This is a genomic window from Chryseobacterium sp. BLS98 (assembly GCF_001045445.1).
GTDB lineage: Bacteria > Bacteroidota > Bacteroidia > Flavobacteriales > Weeksellaceae > Chryseobacterium.
Genome location: NZ_LFNF01000003.1, coordinates 48,572 through 67,759, shown reverse-complemented (window position 1 = coordinate 67,759; position 19,188 = coordinate 48,572). Strand labels below are relative to the sequence as shown.

At 38.6% G+C, this 19,188-nt stretch carries 14 protein-coding genes; 11 read left to right on the top strand and 3 right to left on the bottom strand.

Annotation, left to right across the window (positions count from 1 at the left end; all coding sequences use genetic code 11):
- Nucleotides 1–25: 25 nt before the first annotated feature.
- The 9 genes from ACM40_RS11420 (at nucleotide 26) to ACM40_RS11380 (ending at nucleotide 11,150) form a co-directional block, all read left to right on the top strand.
- Nucleotides 26–1,024 carry a 2Fe-2S iron-sulfur cluster-binding protein gene (locus ACM40_RS11420; RefSeq protein ID WP_048502951.1) on the top strand — a complete coding sequence of 333 codons (999 nt, stop codon included), beginning with the start codon at nucleotides 26–28 and terminating at the stop codon, nucleotides 1,022–1,024.
- Between the two features lie 116 nt (nucleotides 1,025–1,140).
- Nucleotides 1,141–2,205, top strand: coding sequence for an NADH-quinone oxidoreductase subunit NuoH (gene nuoH / locus ACM40_RS11415; protein ID WP_048502950.1), 1,065 nt, complete (start codon nucleotides 1,141–1,143; stop codon nucleotides 2,203–2,205).
- Nucleotides 2,206–2,269: 64 nt separating this feature from the next.
- On the top strand, nucleotides 2,270–2,827 hold the full coding sequence (locus ACM40_RS11410) for a NuoI/complex I 23 kDa subunit family protein (protein ID WP_040996950.1): 558 nt from the start codon (nucleotides 2,270–2,272) through the stop codon (nucleotides 2,825–2,827).
- Nucleotides 2,827–3,324 (top strand): NADH-quinone oxidoreductase subunit J, encoded by a 498-nt coding sequence (locus tag ACM40_RS11405; protein ID WP_048502949.1) that lies wholly within the window; start codon nucleotides 2,827–2,829, stop codon nucleotides 3,322–3,324. The genes ACM40_RS11410 and ACM40_RS11405 overlap by 1 nt, the downstream gene beginning before the upstream one ends.
- A 4-nt stretch (nucleotides 3,325–3,328) precedes the next feature.
- Nucleotides 3,329–3,658 (top strand): NADH-quinone oxidoreductase subunit NuoK, encoded by a 330-nt coding sequence (gene nuoK, locus ACM40_RS11400; protein ID WP_034703571.1) that lies wholly within the window; start codon nucleotides 3,329–3,331, stop codon nucleotides 3,656–3,658.
- Between the two features lie 3 nt (nucleotides 3,659–3,661).
- Complete coding sequence (gene nuoL, locus ACM40_RS11395) at nucleotides 3,662–5,575, top strand: NADH-quinone oxidoreductase subunit L (protein ID WP_048502948.1); 1,914 nt, start codon at nucleotides 3,662–3,664, stop codon at nucleotides 5,573–5,575.
- Nucleotides 5,575–7,068: a NuoM family protein gene (locus tag ACM40_RS11390; protein ID WP_048502947.1), complete on the top strand. Its 1,494-nt coding sequence runs from the start codon at nucleotides 5,575–5,577 to the stop codon at nucleotides 7,066–7,068. The genes nuoL and ACM40_RS11390 overlap by 1 nt, the downstream gene beginning before the upstream one ends.
- A gap of 137 nt (nucleotides 7,069–7,205) precedes the next feature.
- Nucleotides 7,206–8,585: an NADH-quinone oxidoreductase subunit N gene (locus tag ACM40_RS11385; protein WP_048502946.1), complete on the top strand. Its 1,380-nt coding sequence runs from the start codon at nucleotides 7,206–7,208 to the stop codon at nucleotides 8,583–8,585.
- 258 nt (nucleotides 8,586–8,843) lie between these two features.
- Nucleotides 8,844–11,150: a GAF domain-containing protein gene (locus tag ACM40_RS11380; RefSeq protein ID WP_048502945.1), complete on the top strand. Its 2,307-nt coding sequence runs from the start codon at nucleotides 8,844–8,846 to the stop codon at nucleotides 11,148–11,150.
- A gap of 131 nt (nucleotides 11,151–11,281) precedes the next feature.
- Here the strand turns inward: ACM40_RS11380 and ACM40_RS11375 are convergent, their stop codons facing one another.
- Nucleotides 11,282–12,463 (bottom strand): Pycsar system effector family protein, encoded by a 1,182-nt coding sequence (locus ACM40_RS11375; protein ID WP_048502944.1) that lies wholly within the window; start codon nucleotides 12,461–12,463, stop codon nucleotides 11,282–11,284.
- 26 nt (nucleotides 12,464–12,489) lie between these two features.
- On the opposite strand from ACM40_RS11375, the gene ACM40_RS11370 reads away from it, so the two are divergent.
- Together ACM40_RS11370 and ACM40_RS11365 are read left to right on the top strand one after the other, a co-directional pair.
- Nucleotides 12,490–16,203 carry a metallophosphoesterase gene (locus ACM40_RS11370; RefSeq protein ID WP_048502943.1) on the top strand — a complete coding sequence of 1,238 codons (3,714 nt, stop codon included), beginning with the start codon at nucleotides 12,490–12,492 and terminating at the stop codon, nucleotides 16,201–16,203.
- A gap of 276 nt (nucleotides 16,204–16,479) precedes the next feature.
- Complete coding sequence (locus tag ACM40_RS11365) at nucleotides 16,480–17,199, top strand: hypothetical protein (RefSeq protein WP_131705358.1); 720 nt, start codon at nucleotides 16,480–16,482, stop codon at nucleotides 17,197–17,199.
- A gap of 27 nt (nucleotides 17,200–17,226) precedes the next feature.
- On the opposite strand, the gene ACM40_RS11360 is transcribed toward ACM40_RS11365, so the two are convergent.
- Together ACM40_RS11360 and mazG are read right to left on the bottom strand one after the other, a co-directional pair.
- Entirely contained in the window at nucleotides 17,227–18,111 is an 885-nt protein-coding gene (locus ACM40_RS11360; protein WP_048502941.1) for a hypothetical protein, read from the bottom strand.
- 204 nt (nucleotides 18,112–18,315) lie between these two features.
- The gene (gene mazG / locus ACM40_RS11355) at nucleotides 18,316–19,083 is read right to left on the bottom strand and encodes a nucleoside triphosphate pyrophosphohydrolase (protein WP_048502940.1); all 768 of its coding nucleotides are present in this window, start codon (nucleotides 19,081–19,083) and stop codon (nucleotides 18,316–18,318) included.
- Between the last annotated feature and the right edge of the window lie 105 nt (nucleotides 19,084–19,188).

The following is a 19,188-nucleotide window of genomic DNA, read 5'->3' as shown; positions in this document are numbered from 1 at the left end:
AAAAGCATAAGCGAAAGCATAGAATATGAGCGAAGAGGTTAAAAAATTCAAAATAACTATAGACGGACAGACTACTGAAGTTTTGCCTGGAACTTCTATTTTGGAAGCTGCCAGACAAATCGGTGGAAAATCCGTACCTCCTGCAATGTGCTATTACAGCAAATTGGAAACCAGTGGAGGAAGATGTAGAACTTGCTTGGTCGAAGTTTCAAAAGGATCCGAAGCAGATCCGCGCCCTATGCCAAAATTGGTTGCTAGTTGCAGAACTAACGTAATGGACGGTATGGAAGTGAAAAATCTTACTTCTGAAAAAGCTCAGGAAGGAAGAAAAGCTGTTACCGAATTCCTATTGGTCAACCACCCACTGGACTGCCCTATCTGCGACCAGGCCGGTGAATGCCACCTTCAGGATCTTGGCTATGAGCACGGAAACCTTGAGACCAGAACTGAATTTGAAAGAAATACATACGAAGCAGATGATCTTGGTCCGAATATCAAGCTGAATATGAACCGTTGTATTCTTTGTGCAAGATGTGTATTGGCAGCAAACCAGCTAACAGGAGAAAGAGAACACGGAATTCTTTTCAGAGGAGACCACGCTGAAATTTCCACTTATTTAAATAAAGCTTTAGATAACGACTTCATCGGAAACATTATTGATGTTTGCCCGGTTGGAGCCTTAACCGACAGAACTTCCCGTTTTGCAAGCAGAGTTTGGTTTACCAAACCAATGAACGCTACATGTAAATGTGATAAATGTTCAGGAAAAGCTGTAGTTTGGATGAAAGGTGATGAAATCATAAGAGTGACTGCCAGAAAGGACCAATGGGGAGAAGTGGAAGAATTCATCTGCGACACTTGCCGTTTCGAAAGAAAAGAACTTTCTGACTGGAACATCGAAGGTCCTAGACATATCGACAGACATTCTGTTATTTCATTGAACCATTACGAAAAACCTAAGGATGAGCTAAGAGTTTTAGACAATCCTATGGCCAAAGAAATCAGTGAAAAAGGCGAAAAATAAAATTTGAAAATTTGATAATGAGTTAATTTGATAATGAGAGACTTTAGTGATGTGACTGCTATAGCTTCCATCTTCCTGCTCCCATCTTCATAACTTCTAACATCTATAACAATAAAATGGATTTACTAACATTTAAACTTATACTTGTACTGGCACTTTTCCTGCTGTCTCTTACGATTGCAGCCTACTCTACATGGGCAGAAAGAAAAGTTGCATCTATCATGCAGGATAGAATTGGTCCCAACAGAGCCGGACCTTTCGGATTGCTGCAGCCTCTTGCTGACGGTGGAAAGTTTTTCTTTAAAGAAGATTTTACGCCTGCCAATGCAGAAAAATTCCTTTTCGTATTGGGCCCGGCATTGGTAATGTTTATTTCACTGATCACAGGAGCAGTTATCCCTTGGGGTAAAAGTTTAAATATTGCAGGTACCTCTTTTGATCTTCAGGTGGCCAACATCGACGTTGGTGTACTTTTCATCATCGGAATGGCCTCAATTGGTGTATACGGAATCATGATCGGAGGTTGGGCTTCGAATAACAAATATTCATTATTAGGTGCTATCCGTGCTTCTTCACAGATGATTTCTTACGAATTGGCAATGGGATTGGCATTACTTTCTATCATTATGATGACGGGAAGTTTAGATTTAAAAGAAATTACTGAAAGCCAGACAACAGGAAAACTTTGGGGAGTTATTCCCTGGGTTTCCGGATTCAACTGGAATATTTTCTACCAGCCAATCGCTTTCTTAGTATTCTTTACTGCCGCATTGGCAGAAACCAACAGACACCCTTTCGATTTACCTGAATGTGAATCTGAGCTGGTAACAGGATATTCTACAGAATATTCTTCCATGAAATTAGGTTTATACATGTTCGGTGAATACGTAAACATGTTTATCTCCAATGCTTTCATGGTGGTTCTTTTCTTCGGTGGGTACAACTATCCGGGAATTGAATGGGTAACTCAGAACTGGGGCGAAAATGCAGCAGGAATTTTGAGTATCGTAGCATTTTTAACAAAAACGGTAATCGGAATTCTGATCTTCATGTGGATCAGATGGACGCTTCCAAGATTCAGATATGATCAGCTGATGCATTTAGGTTGGAAAACATTAATTCCAATGGCATTGGTTAATTTGTTGATTACGGGTGCTGTAATATTAGCATTTGCAAACTAAAAAGATAGATAAAGAGAAATATTTTTAACGCTGATTAAAATTCAGCCTAAAAAAATTAAAATAAATGAAACTTACTAACAGATCAAAAGTTGTTTCGAATAAAGAAATGACCCTTGCTGAAAAAATCTACCTTCCTGCTATCTTTACAGGAATGGGGATTACCTTCAAGCATGCTGTAAGAACCGTGATAAAAGGTGCTCCCGCAGTATATTCTTATCCGGAAGTACAGAAACCCAGAACCACTATCTGGAGAGGGCAGCACGTTCTGAAAAGAGATGAAGAAGGCAGAGAAAGATGTACAGCCTGCGGACTTTGTGCCGTAGCCTGTCCTGCAGAAGCCATCACCATGACCGCTGCAGAAAGAACAAAAGAGGAAAAAGGACTTTACAGAGAAGAAAAATATGCATCAGTATATGAAATCAACATGCTGAGATGTATTTTCTGTGGAATGTGTGAAGAAGCCTGTCCGAAATCTGCCATCTATCTTACAGACAGATTGGTGGATGTGGAAACCAACAGAGGTTCTTTCATCTACGGAAAAGATAAGTTGGTTGAAAAAATAAATGAAAGGATTGACATTACGACAAGACAGTCCGAGAAACAAAAAAATGCGGTAAAATAATGGATCAGATTTTATTTTTCTTGGTGGCGTTTTTAGCAGTGGCAAGTGCGGTTTACTTTGTGTTTGCAAGAAATCCTTTGTATGCTATTTTGTCATTAATTGTTACAATGTTTTCCATTGCGGGAATGTATATCCTTCTGAATGCACAATTCCTTGCCATCATCCAGATTATAGTGTATGCCGGAGCCATCATGGTATTATTCCTTTATATCCTGATGATGCTTAACCTTAATAAAGAAGACGAAAGTAAGAAGGGCAATACTTTAAAGTTTGTCGGAGTTTTTACTGCCGGTCTTTTATTAATTGGAGTTTTAGGCGTATTCAGAGGTGTTCAGGACAAGCACATTGTTGTTGAAAATGTAGACAGAAGTGTTGGTCTTACCAAAAATCTGGGTAGACTTTTGTTTAATGAATATGTTTTACCGTTTGAGCTTGCATCCATCCTTATTTTGGCAGGTATTGTAGGTGCGGTATTAATCGGTAAAAAAGATTTATAAAATTATGGGAGAAGTAAATACATTTATACAAAGCGTCCCTCTGAATTATTTCATCATTCTTTCTTCAGTATTGTTCTGTCTGGGAGTGTTGGGAGTATTGCTGAGAAAGAACGCTATTGTTATTTTGGGCTGTGTAGAGCTTATGCTGAATTCTGTAAACCTTTTATTAGCTGCTTTTTCAGCGTACAAAGGAAACGGAGACGGACAGCTTTTAGTTTTCTTCATTATGGTGGTAGCTGCCGCTGAAGTAGCGGTAGGATTGGCAATTATTGCTATGCTGTATAGAAATACCCGTTCTGTAGATGTAAGTATATTTAATAAATTAAGAGGATAAGGAATGGAAAATTTAGTGTATGCAATAGTACTTTTACCACTTTTAGGGTTTCTTATTAACGGTTTATTCGGGAAAAATCTTCCAAAAATATTGGTAGGCTCATTGGCTACAGCTATGGTTTTCGGATCTTTCTGTATCGCGGTAAGTATTTTCATGAATATGAATTCTGAAAGCCAGCCGGTTATCGTAAAAGCATTTGAGTGGTTTACAGTAAACGGGGTCCAAATCAATTTCGGATTCCAGATCGACCAGCTTTCTTTAATGATGGTGATGATCATTACAGGTATCGGTTCTTTGATCCACCTGTACTCTATCGGATATATGAGCCACGACAAAGGTTTTTATAAGTTCTTTACTTATCTGAATCTTTTCATCTTCTCCATGTTACTTTTGGTGATGGGAAGCAATTACCTGATCCTGTTCATCGGATGGGAAGGGGTAGGTCTTTGTTCTTACCTGTTAATCGGATTCTGGTATACCAACGAAGAATATGGTAAAGCTGCAAGAAAAGCTTTCATCATGAACAGAATTGGTGACCTTGCGTTACTGATCGGTATTTTCATGATCGCTTCTCAGACCAACGCTGTAGATTACCTTACGGTAGCACAGAATTCTTCAAAATTTGAATTAGACGGAACAGTAATTATCTTTATTACAGCCAGTTTATTTATCGGGGCAACCGGTAAATCAGCTCAGGTTCCTTTATATACATGGTTACCGGATGCGATGGCCGGGCCGACTCCGGTTTCTGCGTTAATTCACGCGGCAACGATGGTAACTGCGGGGATCTACTTAGTAGTAAGATCAAATTTCTTATTTACTCTGGCCCCTACAGTTCAGGGAGGAATTTTATTCATCGGATTCCTGACTGCAGCTTTGGCAGGATTTTATGCGCTTCGTCAGAACGATATCAAAAAAGTATTGGCCTACTCTACCGTTTCACAGCTTGGATTCATGTTCATCGCTTTAGGATTGGGAGCTTATACAACGGCGATGTTCCACGTAATGACGCACGCTTTCTTTAAAGCTCTGTTATTCTTGGGAGCAGGTTCTGTAATCCACGCAATGAGCAACGAGCAGGATATGCGTTTTATGGGAGGTTTGAAAAAATACATTCCAATCACACACGCTACTTTCCTTATCGGAACACTGGCGATCTCAGGTTTCCCTCTATTGTCAGGGATGATTTCAAAAGACGAAATTTTAGTAGCAGCATTCGCTAAAAACCCTATTTACTGGGTAATTCTATTTGTTTTAGCAGCAATAACTGCAACCTATATGTTCAGACTGTATTACCTGACTTTCCATGGAGAGTTCAGAGGTACTGAAGAACAAAAACATCACTTACACGAAAGTCCGTCTAATATGACACTTCCGTTGATCGTTCTGGCTATCCTTTCTGTGCTTGGAGGTTTCATTAACCTTCCTCACTTCATCGGTCACGGTCATTATGCGAAACTAATGGAATGGCTTAAGCCGGTTCTTACCGAGCAAAGCTTCAGCCAGATGGAAGCTACCCTATCAGGAGTTCCGTTTGGTACTGAAATGATCCTGTTGGGAGCTACAGTTCTTATGTTCTTCACCGTTTGGTTTGTTGTAAAAAATACTTATGTGAAGAAGAAAAAAATGGCTCTTGCAGAAGAAAACTATACCGGATGGGAAAAGCTTTCTGCTAAAAAACTATATGTAGACGAACTTTACAATGCATTAATTGTAAAAACTGTTGAAGGATTAGGACGCGGAGGAAAGATGTTTGATAAAGGAATCCTGGACCGTTTTGTAGACTTCGTGGGCGAAGGTGCTGAAGACAGCGGAAAAGCCATGAAGCGTATCCAGAACGGAAATGTGGAAACTTACATCCTTATCATGTCTTTAGCGGTGGGAATTATACTGATTGTTAACTTTATATTACAATAATGTCTGGTTTATTATTAACATTATTACTATTACCTCTAGTAGGTTCGGGATTAGTTTTTGCATGGAAAGATAAATCCAGCAAATATCTGGCGCTGGGAATTGCGTTGGTCCAAATGCTTATTACTTTCTACATCGCAGCGGATTTCAATTTTAATCCGACGGTAGACAGTGTATTGCAGCACGAGATCAATTACCCTTGGTCACAATTCATTAAAAGTTCACTTCATTTCGGAATTGACGGAATGAGCTTGCTGCTTTTGCTTTTGACCAATATTCTTACGCCGATCATTATTTTATCATCTTTCAATGAAAATGTAAGCTACAGAAACACATTCTACGGCCTGATCCTGCTGATGCAGTTCGGTCTTGTAGGAGTTTTCACATCGCTTGACGGATTGTTATTCTACATTTTCTGGGAAGTAACCCTGATCCCGATCTGGTTCATTGCCGGACTTTGGGGCCAGGAAAACAAAAGATTTGAGTTCACTACAAAATTCTTCGTATATACATTCGTAGGATCATTATTTATGTTAGCCGGATTGATCTATGTGTACAATCACTCTGCATCATTCGCTTTAACTGATCTTTACAATGCTGATCTTAACGAAGTACAGCAGACTGTGGTATTCTGGTTTATTTTCTTTGCATTTGCAGTGAAATTACCAGTATTCCCTTTCCATACATGGCAGCCGGACACGTATACCTACTCTCCTACTCAGGGATCCATGCTTTTATCAGGGATCATGCTGAAAATGGCTGTATACGGGGTATTGCGTTATTTATTGCCAATCACTCCGCTTCCTATCGCGGGAATTTCAGGACAGATTGTTATTATCCTTGCCATCATAGGAATTGTACATGGCGCACTGATCGCGATTATCCAGACAGATATGAAAAGAATCATTGCTTATTCATCTTTCTCTCACGTAGGACTGATGGTTGCAGGGATCTTCTCTTCTGCAGTAATTTCTTTAAGAGGAACATTTAACATTGAAGGTGCTGAGGGAGCTTTAGTTCAGACTTTTGCCCACGGTATCAACGTCGTTGGATTATTTTACTGCTGTGATATTTTATACAAGAGATTTAAATCAAGAGACATCAGACAGATGGGAGGTTTGGCGAAAGTAGCCCCTAAATTTGCTGTATTATTCCTGATCATTATCTTGGGTTCAATGGGAGTTCCGTTAACCAATGGATTTATCGGGGAATTTATCCTGTTGAAATCCGTATATGATTTTAACGGTTTGGCAGCAGTAATTGCTGGTCTTACGGTAATCCTTGCTGCTGTATATTTATTGAGATTCTACGGAAAAGCAATGTTCGGAGAAGGAGACGAAGCTGTTTTAAGCACAGCAAAAGACCTTTCAGCTGTAGAATTCTCCGTATTGGCAAGTTTAGCGGTTTTTGTGATTGTATTTGGTATTTTCCCGCAGCCGATAATCGATATGGTGAATAGTTCATTGACGTTTATCTACACGGCAATGACCAATTAAAAAATTAAAAGATTTAAAAATTAAAAAATTAGGAGATTAAAAAAGGTTAAAAGACAAGAAAAATAGAGCTTGGAAGTAAAATTTTTACATCAGACTTTAAACCTTAAACTTTAAACTCAAAATCTCAAATATAAATTATGAGTGTTTTAATTATTGTTTTCCTAACGGCAGTTGTTGCGTTATTTTCAGGAGTTTTTGAACAAGGAAAATTCGCAAGATACATTGGGATTTTGGGATTAATCATCGCGTTATGGGTAAGTTTCATGCCGGAATGTGCGTTCTTCGAACAGTACAGACACATGTATGACTATACTGCCAATACTGCTTTATTCACTAAAATATCAATTGTAACGACATTATTGTTATTTTTTCTGGGAGGTTTTGCATTCAGCAACCACAGAAGCCACCAGTCTGAACTATACGCGCTGATGCTTTTTGCATTATGCGGAGGAATTATTCTTTTCGGATTCCAGAATCTGGTAACCCTTTTCTTAGGGGTAGAAATTCTTTCCATTCCTTTGTATGTAATGGCCGGTGCCAACAAAACTGATTTAAGATCAAATGAAGCTTCAATCAAATATTTCTTAATGGGTGCTTTCGCGACAGGTTTCTTACTGTTCGGGATTGCATTTATCTATGGAAGTGCAGGAAGCTTTGACCTTTATAAGATCCACGACTTTGGATTAGCCAATTCTACAGATGTAATGTTTATTTTAGGTGTTCTACTGATCCTTTGTGCACTTGCATTTAAAGTTGCTTTAGCTCCTTTCCATATGTGGAGCCCTGATGTATATGCAGGATCACCTTCATTAATTACAGCATTCATGGCGAGTGTGGTAAAAATCTCAGGATTCTTTGCCCTTTTCAGGCTGATGACGATAGGCTTTACCGGAGTTACCCACGAATGGATCAATGTACTTGGAGTATTTCTGATCATTACCTTACTTTTAGCCAACGTTATGGGTCTTGCCCAAACTAACGCCAAAAGAATGCTGGCTTACTCTTCAGTATCCCACGCAGGATACATCGGGTTGGTTTTCTTCGGAATGACAAGCCTTTCTACCTATAACCTGGCATTTTACCTATTTGCTTACTCGTTATCTACAGTAGGAGTTTTCATGTGCCTGATCTGGGTAGAAAAGCTGAAGAGAGAAACTTCTTTCGGAGCTTTCAAAGGATTGGCTAAAACTGAGCCTCTATTGGCCACAGCAGCAGCTATTTCTATGCTTTCAATGGCTGGAGTTCCGTTAACTGCCGGTTTCATGGGGAAATTTGCTTTATTCTCTCAGGCCATGAACGGTGCGGCTTTCTTAGTATTAGTTGCTGTTCTGGGTTCCGCTGTTTCCATTGCTTATTACTTAAGACTGATTATTGCTATGTTCTTCTTTAAAGAATCTACATTTAAGTCTTCAGAAAAAGTAACACTTACTTACAATATCGTAGCAGTATTTGTTATTGCATCAATTATCATTCTGGGAATTTTCCCGGATCTGTTTGCAAGACAGTTTGGATTATAGAATACTACTATAAAAATATACAGAAGCACAACTTTTCAGTTGTGCTTTTTTGTAAAATATAATTCGAATAATTTTGATGAATCTTTCATAAAACTGCGAAATTCTTGAAAAAGAAAAGAAAGCAGTAATCAATGCTTTACCTATATTCGTATTTTATTCAGGAAAAATAAAAAAACAGCTTACAAAGGTGGCTTTCATCCATTCGCTATACATTTGGAAATGGTGTTTTTTTCATAACTTTACTTTAAATTTCAGCTCTTGGCCAATCTTTACAAAAAAGACGCTCCTTTCCAGGTTCTTATATCATTCAAAAAATATTTGGATGTGCTGGAACATATCCGTTATAATGACCGCCTGGAGTATCGGGTCAATTATGCTGAATCTCTTATTGAAAGAACCAGAAATTTCCAGGAACTGAAAGACGGATTCGAGGATGTTACACTTCTGGATAAACATGAAGACCTCATCAGGCTTCTGCTTGCAGACCTTTTCCCTACAGGACTTACCAACAATGAAATTAAAGCAGCAAGTATTCCGCTTTCCAATATCACTTTTAATTATACTGAAAGATTTAAAAATATCCTGAAAGATGCCGGAAAAGATTTTGAAATAGAGCTCAGGAACATTGATGATAATGAGTTTTATGTTTTCTGCTGCTGTCTTATTCTTCAAAGCTATTTCAAAAGGGATATTAAAACCACCATCCCGCTTTATTATGATATCCCGAACAGACAGGGAATCATGAAGCATTATAAAATCACGGTAAATTCAGATTTTACGGATATTTATCCTACTGAAAATGCTGAAATCCCTTCTGATGATGTACTGGATATGCTGCTTGAAAATCTGGACGACTTTAAGCTCTGGAAAAAATACTTCCCTTCAAAATCATGGATATTAAAAGGGTTCACTATTATTTCTCTGGTAGATTGTACTTCGGAAGTGGCTCTGTCTGATCTGAAATCCAGTATGATTGAGATTGATCCCGAAGATCTGAGCCCGAATGAAAATCTGGTAGAAATTTTCAAGTCTTATTTTGATGTTCCGGAGCTTAATTTCGGATTAATGCTGTTTGATAAAAAAGATCAGAAACTTGGCAGGCTTCCTATCTACGAAAATATTTTCACCCATCATGTCCTTGATTTTTGGATCAATGCATTTGATGAAGAAACTCGGAAGAGTACTTTCAATAATTTAAACCATAATTCCAAACCGATTGTCATCTCAAACGTCAACAACCTGGATGAAGATGTCAAAAGCCTTCCCTCTTTCAGTATTTTAAGGGATAACAATATCAACAGCTTCATGGTAATTCCTATCATGAAAGACAATGAACTTCTGGCTATTATGGAATTCACTTCTCCGCAGGCCAATAGTTTTAACGGATTAAAGCTTAAAAAAATGGAATTTTTCACCGATATGATCCTCTTCTCCCTGAACAGGTTCAGCTTTGAAAAAAATTACCAGATAGAAGCTATTATCCAGCGTGAATATACCTCTATTCACGACAGCGTTGTATGGAAATTCAGGAGCGAAGCAGAAAAGTATTTCAACGCTTCGCTTGGAAAAAAAATGTATACGCTGAAACAGATTACATTTAAAAACCTCACCCCTCTTTTTGGCTTCTCGGATATCCGTTCTTCTTCGGATAAGCGTTTTAATCTGATGCTTGAAGACCTCAATCAGCAGCTTGAAAGTCTTCATGATATTTTCACCCTCATCAATTCCGATTCGGAGAAATATCTTCTGGCCCTGGATGTTTTTGAAAATGAACTGAATAATGAGATCAAGGCCGATACGGAACAGCGTCTTCAGAGGTTTTTAAGAGAAGAGATCCATCCTTATCTCCAGGGAAAACTGGAACTGAAAACCGACAGGGAAATAAAAAACAAGATCAAAGATTATTTTGTACAGGTTTTTTCCCAAACCGATCTCTTCTATGCCAACAGGAAAAACCTGGATGATTCTATAACACTGGTCAACAGGAAACTGGCGGATATGCTGGACGAAAGCCAGATTAAAGCCCAGGATATCTTCCCGCATTACTTTGAAAGATTCAAATCCGATGGCGTAGAGCACAACCTATACATCGGGCATACTATTGCCCCGGATCTCAATTATACTTCAAAAGTAGTTCATAAATTAAGGTACTGGCAGCTGAAGACGATCTGCAACATGGAAAGAGAATTCCAGACTTTTAAAAATACCTTGCCCATCCAGCTGGATATCGCCTCATTGCTTTTTGTCTATAATGAAAAAATAGACATCCGCTTCAGAATGGACGAGAAACGCTTCGATGTAGACGGCGCCTACAATTCGTATTATGAAATTATAAAAAAGCGTCTGGATAAAGCCCATATCAAAGACTCTCCGGAAAGAATAACCTGCCCCGGCAAGATTACCATTGTGTATTTCGGGATGGAAAACCAGAGAGAATATCTGGAATACATCAGTAAGCTTCAGAAAAAAGGAATTCTGCAGAATGATGTGGAATTTTTGAAAGTGGAAGATTTGCAGGGAATTACAGGATTGCTGGCGTTGAGGGTTTCTTTGGCCCAAGGCTGATCAACAAAATAAGAACCCGTCCTTTTCAGCTCACCTATAACATTCCTGCCAGCTCGAAAATAGAATATTCGAGCGGGTTACCCATTTTCATACAATTCGTAATCTATCTTACAATTATCGCCGCTTTTTAATTACAGGGAAAGAAAAGCATATCCGAAAGAAAGTACGGAAATAATAATTCCTGCCATAAATATCTTATAGGTTATGGATAAAAGTTTATACTTTCTGTCCAGAACTTTTCCAAGGAAATAAAGGTCTTTCACCATAGAATCATAGATATAATCCCTGTCCTTGATTAAATCTTTCATTGCATTGTGATAATCGTTGAAGAGCATTTGCTGAAAGTTCCCGAAGAACAGAAGATTTACTTTCCTGTCTGCAATATCCTGAGCTGTAAAATTCGTCTTCGTCACATTCGGTTTCGTTGATAAAATGGCGAATATGATGGTCAGAACACTTGAAATAAGCAGGATAAAGCTCGGAATGATCAGATGGGCATTCTTAGGGGTATCCAGCTTAGGAACCAACACGGAAAGGCAGACGGAAATAATAATGGCATTAACCGAAAGAAGGATATTGGCCTTGCTGTCTGCAATATCACTCAATCTGGTATGGTTATTCAGGGTTACCCTGAACAGGGTATCCACACTGCGGTCGGATTTTGGATCCTTAGGCTCCTTTTTTGTATCGGAACTTTCTTTTTTATCTTTTTTCTTGTCTTCATCTTTTTCCAGCTTTTTTTCTATTTTCCTTATATTTTCAGCTTTCAGAGGCTCCCACTTTTCTTTTGCATATTCTGTATAATAATGATGCTTGTTTTTAAGCATTTCAAGGTTGCCCGCATTCCATTCCTCATTGGAAAAACACCTTACATTGGTAAGTTCCCATTCTTTTCTGAGCGCATCTGAAATATCATTATAATCATGGCTGGCAAAGTGGCTGCAGTCTGCATCTTTTACAATTTTTTCCAAAAGGTTCTGCGGCTGGTAGGTAATTTTGGTTGCCAGGATCAGCCTGGAAACATCTTCAATATAATTTTCAGGATAATTTTCCTGTTTCAGAAAATCGGTAAGAATCGTTACTCCTTTTTCTTCGTGATTCTGTGCACATTCCACATAACCTGTATCATGGAACCAAAGGGCTAGAAGCACCTTTTCCTGATCCTCTTTGGAAACAGGTGTATTTCGCATAATCTCTTCGGCCTTATTAACGGTATAGGTCGTGTGAATAAAATTATGGTAAAAGTATACAGAAGATAACTTATCTTTGAATAAGATTTCTACATAATCTTTAGCTTTGTGTAAAATATTCATTCCTGAATTTTTGTTAATGTAAATTTATGAATTTATCCTTTAAAACTCATTTAAAAAAAACGACTATTGCCTTTAGAGCAGTATTATCTGCGGGAGTTCTCTATTCTTGCGCTACATATAACGTAAAAAAGGGTAAAAACTTATTTGAAATAAAAAATTCTGATATAAAATCTGAAAATGATTTTAAAGTCTTCCTGATCGGGGATGCCGGAAATGCAGATGAGCCCCAGGCACAGAATACCTTAAACTTACTTAAAAACAAGCTGGATTCCGCAGACAGTAATTCTATGCTGATCTTCCTTGGTGATAATATTTATCCTAACGGTCTGCCAAAAGAATCCGACAAAGATTATGCACTGGCCAAGCAAAAGTTGGAAAACCAGCTTGCCATTACCAAAAACTTTAAAGGAAAAACACTCGTTATTCCGGGAAATCATGACTGGAACAACGGTCTTGATGGATTAAGGGCACAGGAAGACCTTGTGAAAAGCTATTTTAATGATAAAAAGGCCTTTCTTCCTAAAAATTCCTGCGGCATCGACGATATTAATTTATCCAAAGACATAAAACTTATTGTTATTGATACGGAATGGGCCCTTGTCAACTGGGATCAGTATCCGGGGGTAAATAAAAACTGCAGTATTAAAACCCGTGAGGATTTTTTCACAGAATTTAAAGACCTTATTACCAAAAACCAGGATAAAAGAATTATTGTAGCCCTGCACCACCCCGTGATCAGCAGTGGAACCCATGCGGGATTCAATTCTGCAAAGTCACATCTTTATCCATTAAAAAGTAAGGTTCCTGTTCCTGTTGTAGCAAGTTTGATCAATGTACTGAGAAGTTCTTCCGGGGCAAGCCTGGAGGATATCAACAATAAGCATTATGCAGATCTGGCCAACAGGCTGAAAAGCATCGTTCAGGATAAGGAAAATATTATTTTTGTTTCCGGGCATGATCATAATCTGCAGTATCATGAAGACAGGAATATCAGGCAGATCATCAGTGGTGCCGGTTCCAAGACAGACCCTGCCACCATTGCGGAAAAAACGGATTTCTCATACGGAGGGAGCGGTTTTGCCGTTCTGAACATCAGAAAAGACCAGAGCACAGATGTAGAATATTTTTCAACAAAAGATAATGGTCTTAAAAAGCTTGCCCACATTTCTGTCATCTCAAAACCGGATGCCTTTTTGAATAACTATCCAAAAGATTTTCCGGCCACAGCAACTTCAAGCGTTTATCCGGTGAAGCTTACCCAAAAAGGACCCGTTTACCGCTGGTTATGGGGCGAGCACTACAGAAAATACTACGGTATCCCTATTGAGGCACCTACAGGCGATCTTGCTTCGTTGAACGGTGGATTCACGCCTTTCCGGGAAGGAGGAGGCAACCAGTCGAACAGTTTGAGGCTGAAAGCGGCAGACGGACAGGAATTTGTTATGCGTGGAGTAAAAAAGAGTGCTGTCCGTTTCCTGAATAATATGGCTTTCAAAAAAAGCACTTTCGGAAATGAGCTTAACAATACGTTTCCTGAAAAATTCCTGCTTGATTTTTATACGACCAATCACCCGTTTACTCCTTTTTCTGTAGGAAATATGGCTGATAAACTTGGTATTTTCCACAGCAATCCGAAGCTTTATTACATCCCGAAACAATATGCTTTGGGAGAATATAATGAAAACTACGGTGACGAAATGTATATGATCGAAGAGCGTTTTTCTTCAGATCCCAAAACATTGGCCTCGCTGGATAATGCCAAAGACATTGTTTCCACGGATGATGTTCTTAAAAATTTCTCTAAAAATTACAAATATTCCGTAGACCGCGAATCGTACATAAGAGCAAGGATTTTCGACATGCTTATCGGCGATTGGGACAGGCATTCTGACCAATGGAAATGGGCGGAATATCAGGATGGCGACAAGGTTATTTACAAACCGATCCCCAAAGACAGAGACCAGGCTTTCAGTAAATATGACGGTGCTGCTTTCAAAGTTATTATGAATGTTCCGGCTATCCGCCATATGAAAACGTTTAAGGACGATATTAAAAATGTGAAATGGATGAATATGGAGCCGTATCCGCTGGACCTCATCTTTTTAAAAGGGGCTTCACAGGAAGAATGGACTGCGCAGGCCAAGTATATTCAGGAACATCTTACGGATGCTGATATTGATGATGCCTTCAAGAATCTGCCGAAAGAAGTACAGGATGAAACGATTGCTGATATTCAGAGAAAATTAAAAGTCAGAAAAACAAAGCTTCAGGATTATGCTGCCCAATATTATGATGTGCTGCAGGAAAAAGTTCCTCTTGCCGGAACAGTGAATCCTGATAAATTCGTTATCACAAAAACGGCAAATACCGTTCATGTACAGCAATATAAATTAGATAAAAATAAAGAAAACCCTGAATTGGTTTTTGAAAAAACCTACGAAGACTCCAAAACGAAAGAACTTTGGATCTACGGCCTTGAAGATGACGACATTTATGAAGTTTCAGGGGAAGGAAGGCCGAAGATGAACATCAGGCTTATCGGCGGTTATAATCACGATGTGTACAATATTGCTGATGGGAAAAGTGTGAAGATTTATGATTTTAAAAGCCAGAAAAATACATACAACGGCGGTGGAACGAAAAATATTTCTGATGATTATGATATCAATACGTACAATTATAAGCATCCTAAATACAATTTCTTTGCAGGCTACCCGAATGCAGACTACAATCCGGATGACGGTGTGATTTTAGGGGTTCTGGCTAATTATACCGTTAATAATTTCATCCGCGATCCTTATACCCAGAAGCACAGCCTGAAAGTAAATTTTTATACGGCGACCGGTGGATTCAATGCTGCTTATAAAGGAATTTTCAAAAAAGCGATATCGGGATGGGATTTCAATCTGGATGCAGCTTATACAACACCCAGGTTTGCTGAAAACTTCTTCGGGCTGTCCAATGAAAGTCAATATGATGAAGAAAATACGGAAAGGGAATATAACCGGGCAAGGATCTCAAAGTTCAATTTTGCCCCCTCTATCTCTAAAAAAAGCTGGATGAATCTTCAGCATCAGTTTCAGCTGACGTTTGAAGATAATAAGGTGCAGAGGAATGGCGACCGTTTTGTAGATCAGTCACCGGATGTGAGACCTGAAGTTTTCAAAAGCCAGCAGTTTGCCGGAGCCAATTATACATTCAGTTTCAAAAACCTTGATAATAATGCCTTCCCTACTTTGGGGCTGGAATTATTACTGAACGCAGACTGGAAGACGAACCTTTCCAATACTGAAAAGAATTTTTTCACGCTGAACGGTACACTTACAATTGATCATAGACTTGACAAAAGAGGAAATTTTGTTTTTGCCAATTCCAGCAACGCTATGTGGATCAGCAATAATAACTTTGAATTCTATCAGGCCGCAAGCATAGGAGGTAATAATGGAATGAGGGCTTTCCGTAACGACAGGTTTTCAGGTAAATCCTATTTCACGAATAACTCTGAGATCCGATGGGATTTCGGAAGGGTAAGAAACAATATCATTCCAGCCAATATGGGAGTCCTGATCGGGTATGATCTGGGCCGGGTATGGAATGATCATGAAGATTCTAAAAAGTGGCACCAATCTGTAGGAGCCGGATTCTGGATGAGCGTTGTTGATATGTTCTCTGCAAGACTCAACTATTTCTATGGTTCTGATGGAGGAAGAATCTCCGGCGGTGTAGGAATGACTTTTTAAACCGGATCCCCATTTTAGAAAGGCAAATTATGCATTTTATTATAGAAAAAGATTAATTCACTTATTAATTTTAATATAAATAAATTTAATTATTTTAATTTTTCATTTACAAATTATTACACGTAAACAATATACGGTTAAAACTGCTAATTCATATTTTTTCAAATTTTAAGAAAAAGCATCCATAGAGCAATATGCTTGTATATCTTTTAAAAATTCAATGTTTTAAAAAGAATATATATTTGTTTAAAATTATTTCAAAAAAACAACTATCGGATGAAGAGAACGCTGTCATACATGGCATTATTTGTCATGTTCTTAAATGTAAAAGCTCAAGTGGGTATAGAAACCCCAACACCACAAAACACATTACACGTCAATGGAAGCCTTCAGGTAGTAAAGGACCTGAATGTAGGTGGAAACGCAAAAACCAAAGGAAGCTCGGGAAACCGGGGTGAAGTATTAATGTCAAACGGAGCAGGAGCTGCCCCTTCCTGGACTACCATTGAATCCCAGAATTTCCTGAAAGTAATATTTGTAGGGAATAAAACGGATATCAATCCTGCTACAGGAAGCTATACAGGTACCGGAAGCAATCCTGTAAGCACTCATGAAAGTTTTGCAAAGACTTATATTTATAACGTAAGTAATAAGATTGACAATACTTACCTGAAGTACGACTCTGCAACCGGAATATTCACAGTAGTAAAGCCCGGATACTACAATGTTGTCCCTTATATCACCTATGATCTGAGCTTAAACGGCAACGGCTACACAGCAGGAACGGCAAAATCTTCCGTACAGAAAGTTTCACCAGCTACGGAAACCCTGGCTTCTACATCCACAGGACATGGTGAGCGCACATTAACGGTAAATCATAACCTGTCTTCGATTACCTATTTTAATACCGGTGATACTTTCAGGATCAGATGTGTTTATACGCAGAATTTCAGACTGTCGGCCGGAAATATTCACATTTCTTATCTTACTCCGTAAAATATTTTGAGTTTAACCCTCTTGCAGCTATTTGCCTTGAGGGTTCAATTCAAACCTATATACGTTTCCGCCGGTGTCTTTATCTTTTTCGTCAGCAATCAGGAGTGTTTTATCATTAAGGAAAACAACAGCTTCTTTCTGCGAATTATGATTTAACGGTAACTTTTCAATGGTAGCGGAGTTAAAATTGTCTGCAGTAAATCCGGAAAGTACATGGATATTTTTATGGGTAAGCAGAACAATCTTATTTTGGGTACTATTTACAGCTGCAGAGGTAATGGCAGCATCGCTGTATTTTCCTGCTAACTTAAGCCTCCCGATTAATTTTGCTTCAAAATCCCCTTCTTTATTAGGAACCTGGAATACAAGGAAAGTTCCATCAAAACCCTTGCTTCGGTTTTTCGTAAAAAGATAAAAATTACCATTCATCTCTACGAAAGCTTCGCAGTCATACAGCCAGTTTGATTTCTTCGGAGGAAATTCAGTCTGTCCTTCGTAATGAAATTTTGTGGTCTGGACAGCCTTCGTGGTCTTTTGAGAAGCCTCTTTCAGATCCAGCTTTAAAATAGCCAGATTCTGTCTGTTATTGTCATTATTTCCAAAATCTCCAAGATAAATATTCCCCTGGGTATCTTTTATAATATCTTCCCAATCGTTGTTTTCTGCATTCTCTACAAGAACATCTGCCACCAGCTTTCCCTGCATATCCAGGCCGTAAACCACATTCTTGTTCCCTTGATCTTCTATAGCCCAAATGGTATTTTTGTCCTGAGACAATACAATTCCGGAAACTTCTTTTAACTTTTTAGGAAGGGAAAATTCTACTTTCAGGGCATCGGTTTTAGGACTGTCCTGAGCTTTTGGATTGCAGCTCCATAGTAAGAAAGCGGATAAAGTAAGAATGCGCAACATAGCTATTTTTTTAATTTTTTATACTGAAAATACGAGTACCGGATATTTTTCTCTAAGGTATTAATAATCCTGTGATGATGAGCCCTGCAAAACCTATTCCAATACAGCTTCCTGAATCTTGTATATTCTGCTGTGTACATTCAAAAAACATCTTATGTAAGTGCCGTCACTGAAGGGGTTCAACAGGAAGTTTCTGACTTTTGTTTAGGACATCAGTTTTGCTTTTTCCCACAATACATCCATTTCTTCCAGAGATAAATCAGCCAGCTTTAGATTTGATTCTTCTGCCAGCCCCTCCATTTTCTGGAATCTGGAAATAAATTTTAAGTTGGTTCTTTCCAGAGCAGAGTCCGGATTCAGTCCCGAAATTCTTGCATAGTTGATAAGCGAGAAAAATACATCTCCCAGCTCCAGTTCTTTTCTAACAGGATCTGTTTCTTCATGAAACTCCCTGATTTCTTCATCTACTTTCTTCCAGGCATCTTCCGCATCATGAAATTCAAAACCGATCCCCTTTACCTTATCCTGAATCCTGTAAGCTTTTACCAAACTTGGAAGACTTTTCGGAACACCACCCAAAATAGATTTGTTTCCTTCTTTCAGCTTCAGCTTTTCCCAGTTCTGCTTCACTTCTTCCTCATCTTTTACTTCAGTGTCCCCGTAAATATGCGGATGACGGAAGATCAGTTTTTCGTTTAAGGAATTGATGACATCGGCTATATCGAAACTTTCCTTTTCAGAACCAATTTTAGCATAAAAAACCAAATGAAGAAGCACATCACCAAGCTCTTTTTTGATCTCCTGCAGATCTTCCTGCAGAATGGCATCAGAAAGCTCATAGGTTTCTTCCAGGGTCAGATGGCGGAGTGATTGCAGTGTCTGTTTCTGATCCCACGGACATTTTTCACGGAGATCGTCCATAATATCTAATAATCTTCCGAAAGCTTCTAGTTTTTCTTGTCTGGTATTCATAAGTTAGGAATTCGAGTAATGCAAATTTAGGGTAAATCTTTAATTAAGTTCTTTTGTCTTGAAACAAAAGAACGAAAAGTTCAAGACTTGGAAACCTCCGCTAAA

Coding starts and splice junctions, on each gene's coding strand:
- ACM40_RS11420 (WP_048502951.1), top strand. CDS start 26: ATGAGCGAAGAGGTTAAAAAATTCAAAATAACTATAGACGGACAGACT.
- nuoH (WP_048502950.1), top strand. CDS start 1,141: ATGGATTTACTAACATTTAAACTTATACTTGTACTGGCACTTTTCCTG.
- ACM40_RS11410 (WP_040996950.1), top strand. CDS start 2,270: ATGAAACTTACTAACAGATCAAAAGTTGTTTCGAATAAAGAAATGACC.
- ACM40_RS11405 (WP_048502949.1), top strand. CDS start 2,827: ATGGATCAGATTTTATTTTTCTTGGTGGCGTTTTTAGCAGTGGCAAGT.
- nuoK (WP_034703571.1), top strand. CDS start 3,329: ATGGGAGAAGTAAATACATTTATACAAAGCGTCCCTCTGAATTATTTC.
- nuoL (WP_048502948.1), top strand. CDS start 3,662: ATGGAAAATTTAGTGTATGCAATAGTACTTTTACCACTTTTAGGGTTT.
- ACM40_RS11390 (WP_048502947.1), top strand. CDS start 5,575: ATGTCTGGTTTATTATTAACATTATTACTATTACCTCTAGTAGGTTCG.
- ACM40_RS11385 (WP_048502946.1), top strand. CDS start 7,206: ATGAGTGTTTTAATTATTGTTTTCCTAACGGCAGTTGTTGCGTTATTT.
- ACM40_RS11375 (WP_048502944.1), bottom strand. CDS start 12,463: ATGAATATTTTACACAAAGCTAAAGATTATGTAGAAATCTTATTCAAA.
- ACM40_RS11370 (WP_048502943.1), top strand. CDS start 12,490: ATGAATTTATCCTTTAAAACTCATTTAAAAAAAACGACTATTGCCTTT.
- ACM40_RS11365 (WP_131705358.1), top strand. CDS start 16,480: ATGAAGAGAACGCTGTCATACATGGCATTATTTGTCATGTTCTTAAAT.
- ACM40_RS11360 (WP_048502941.1), bottom strand. CDS start 18,111: ATGTTGCGCATTCTTACTTTATCCGCTTTCTTACTATGGAGCTGCAAT.
- mazG (WP_048502940.1), bottom strand. CDS start 19,083: ATGAATACCAGACAAGAAAAACTAGAAGCTTTCGGAAGATTATTAGAT.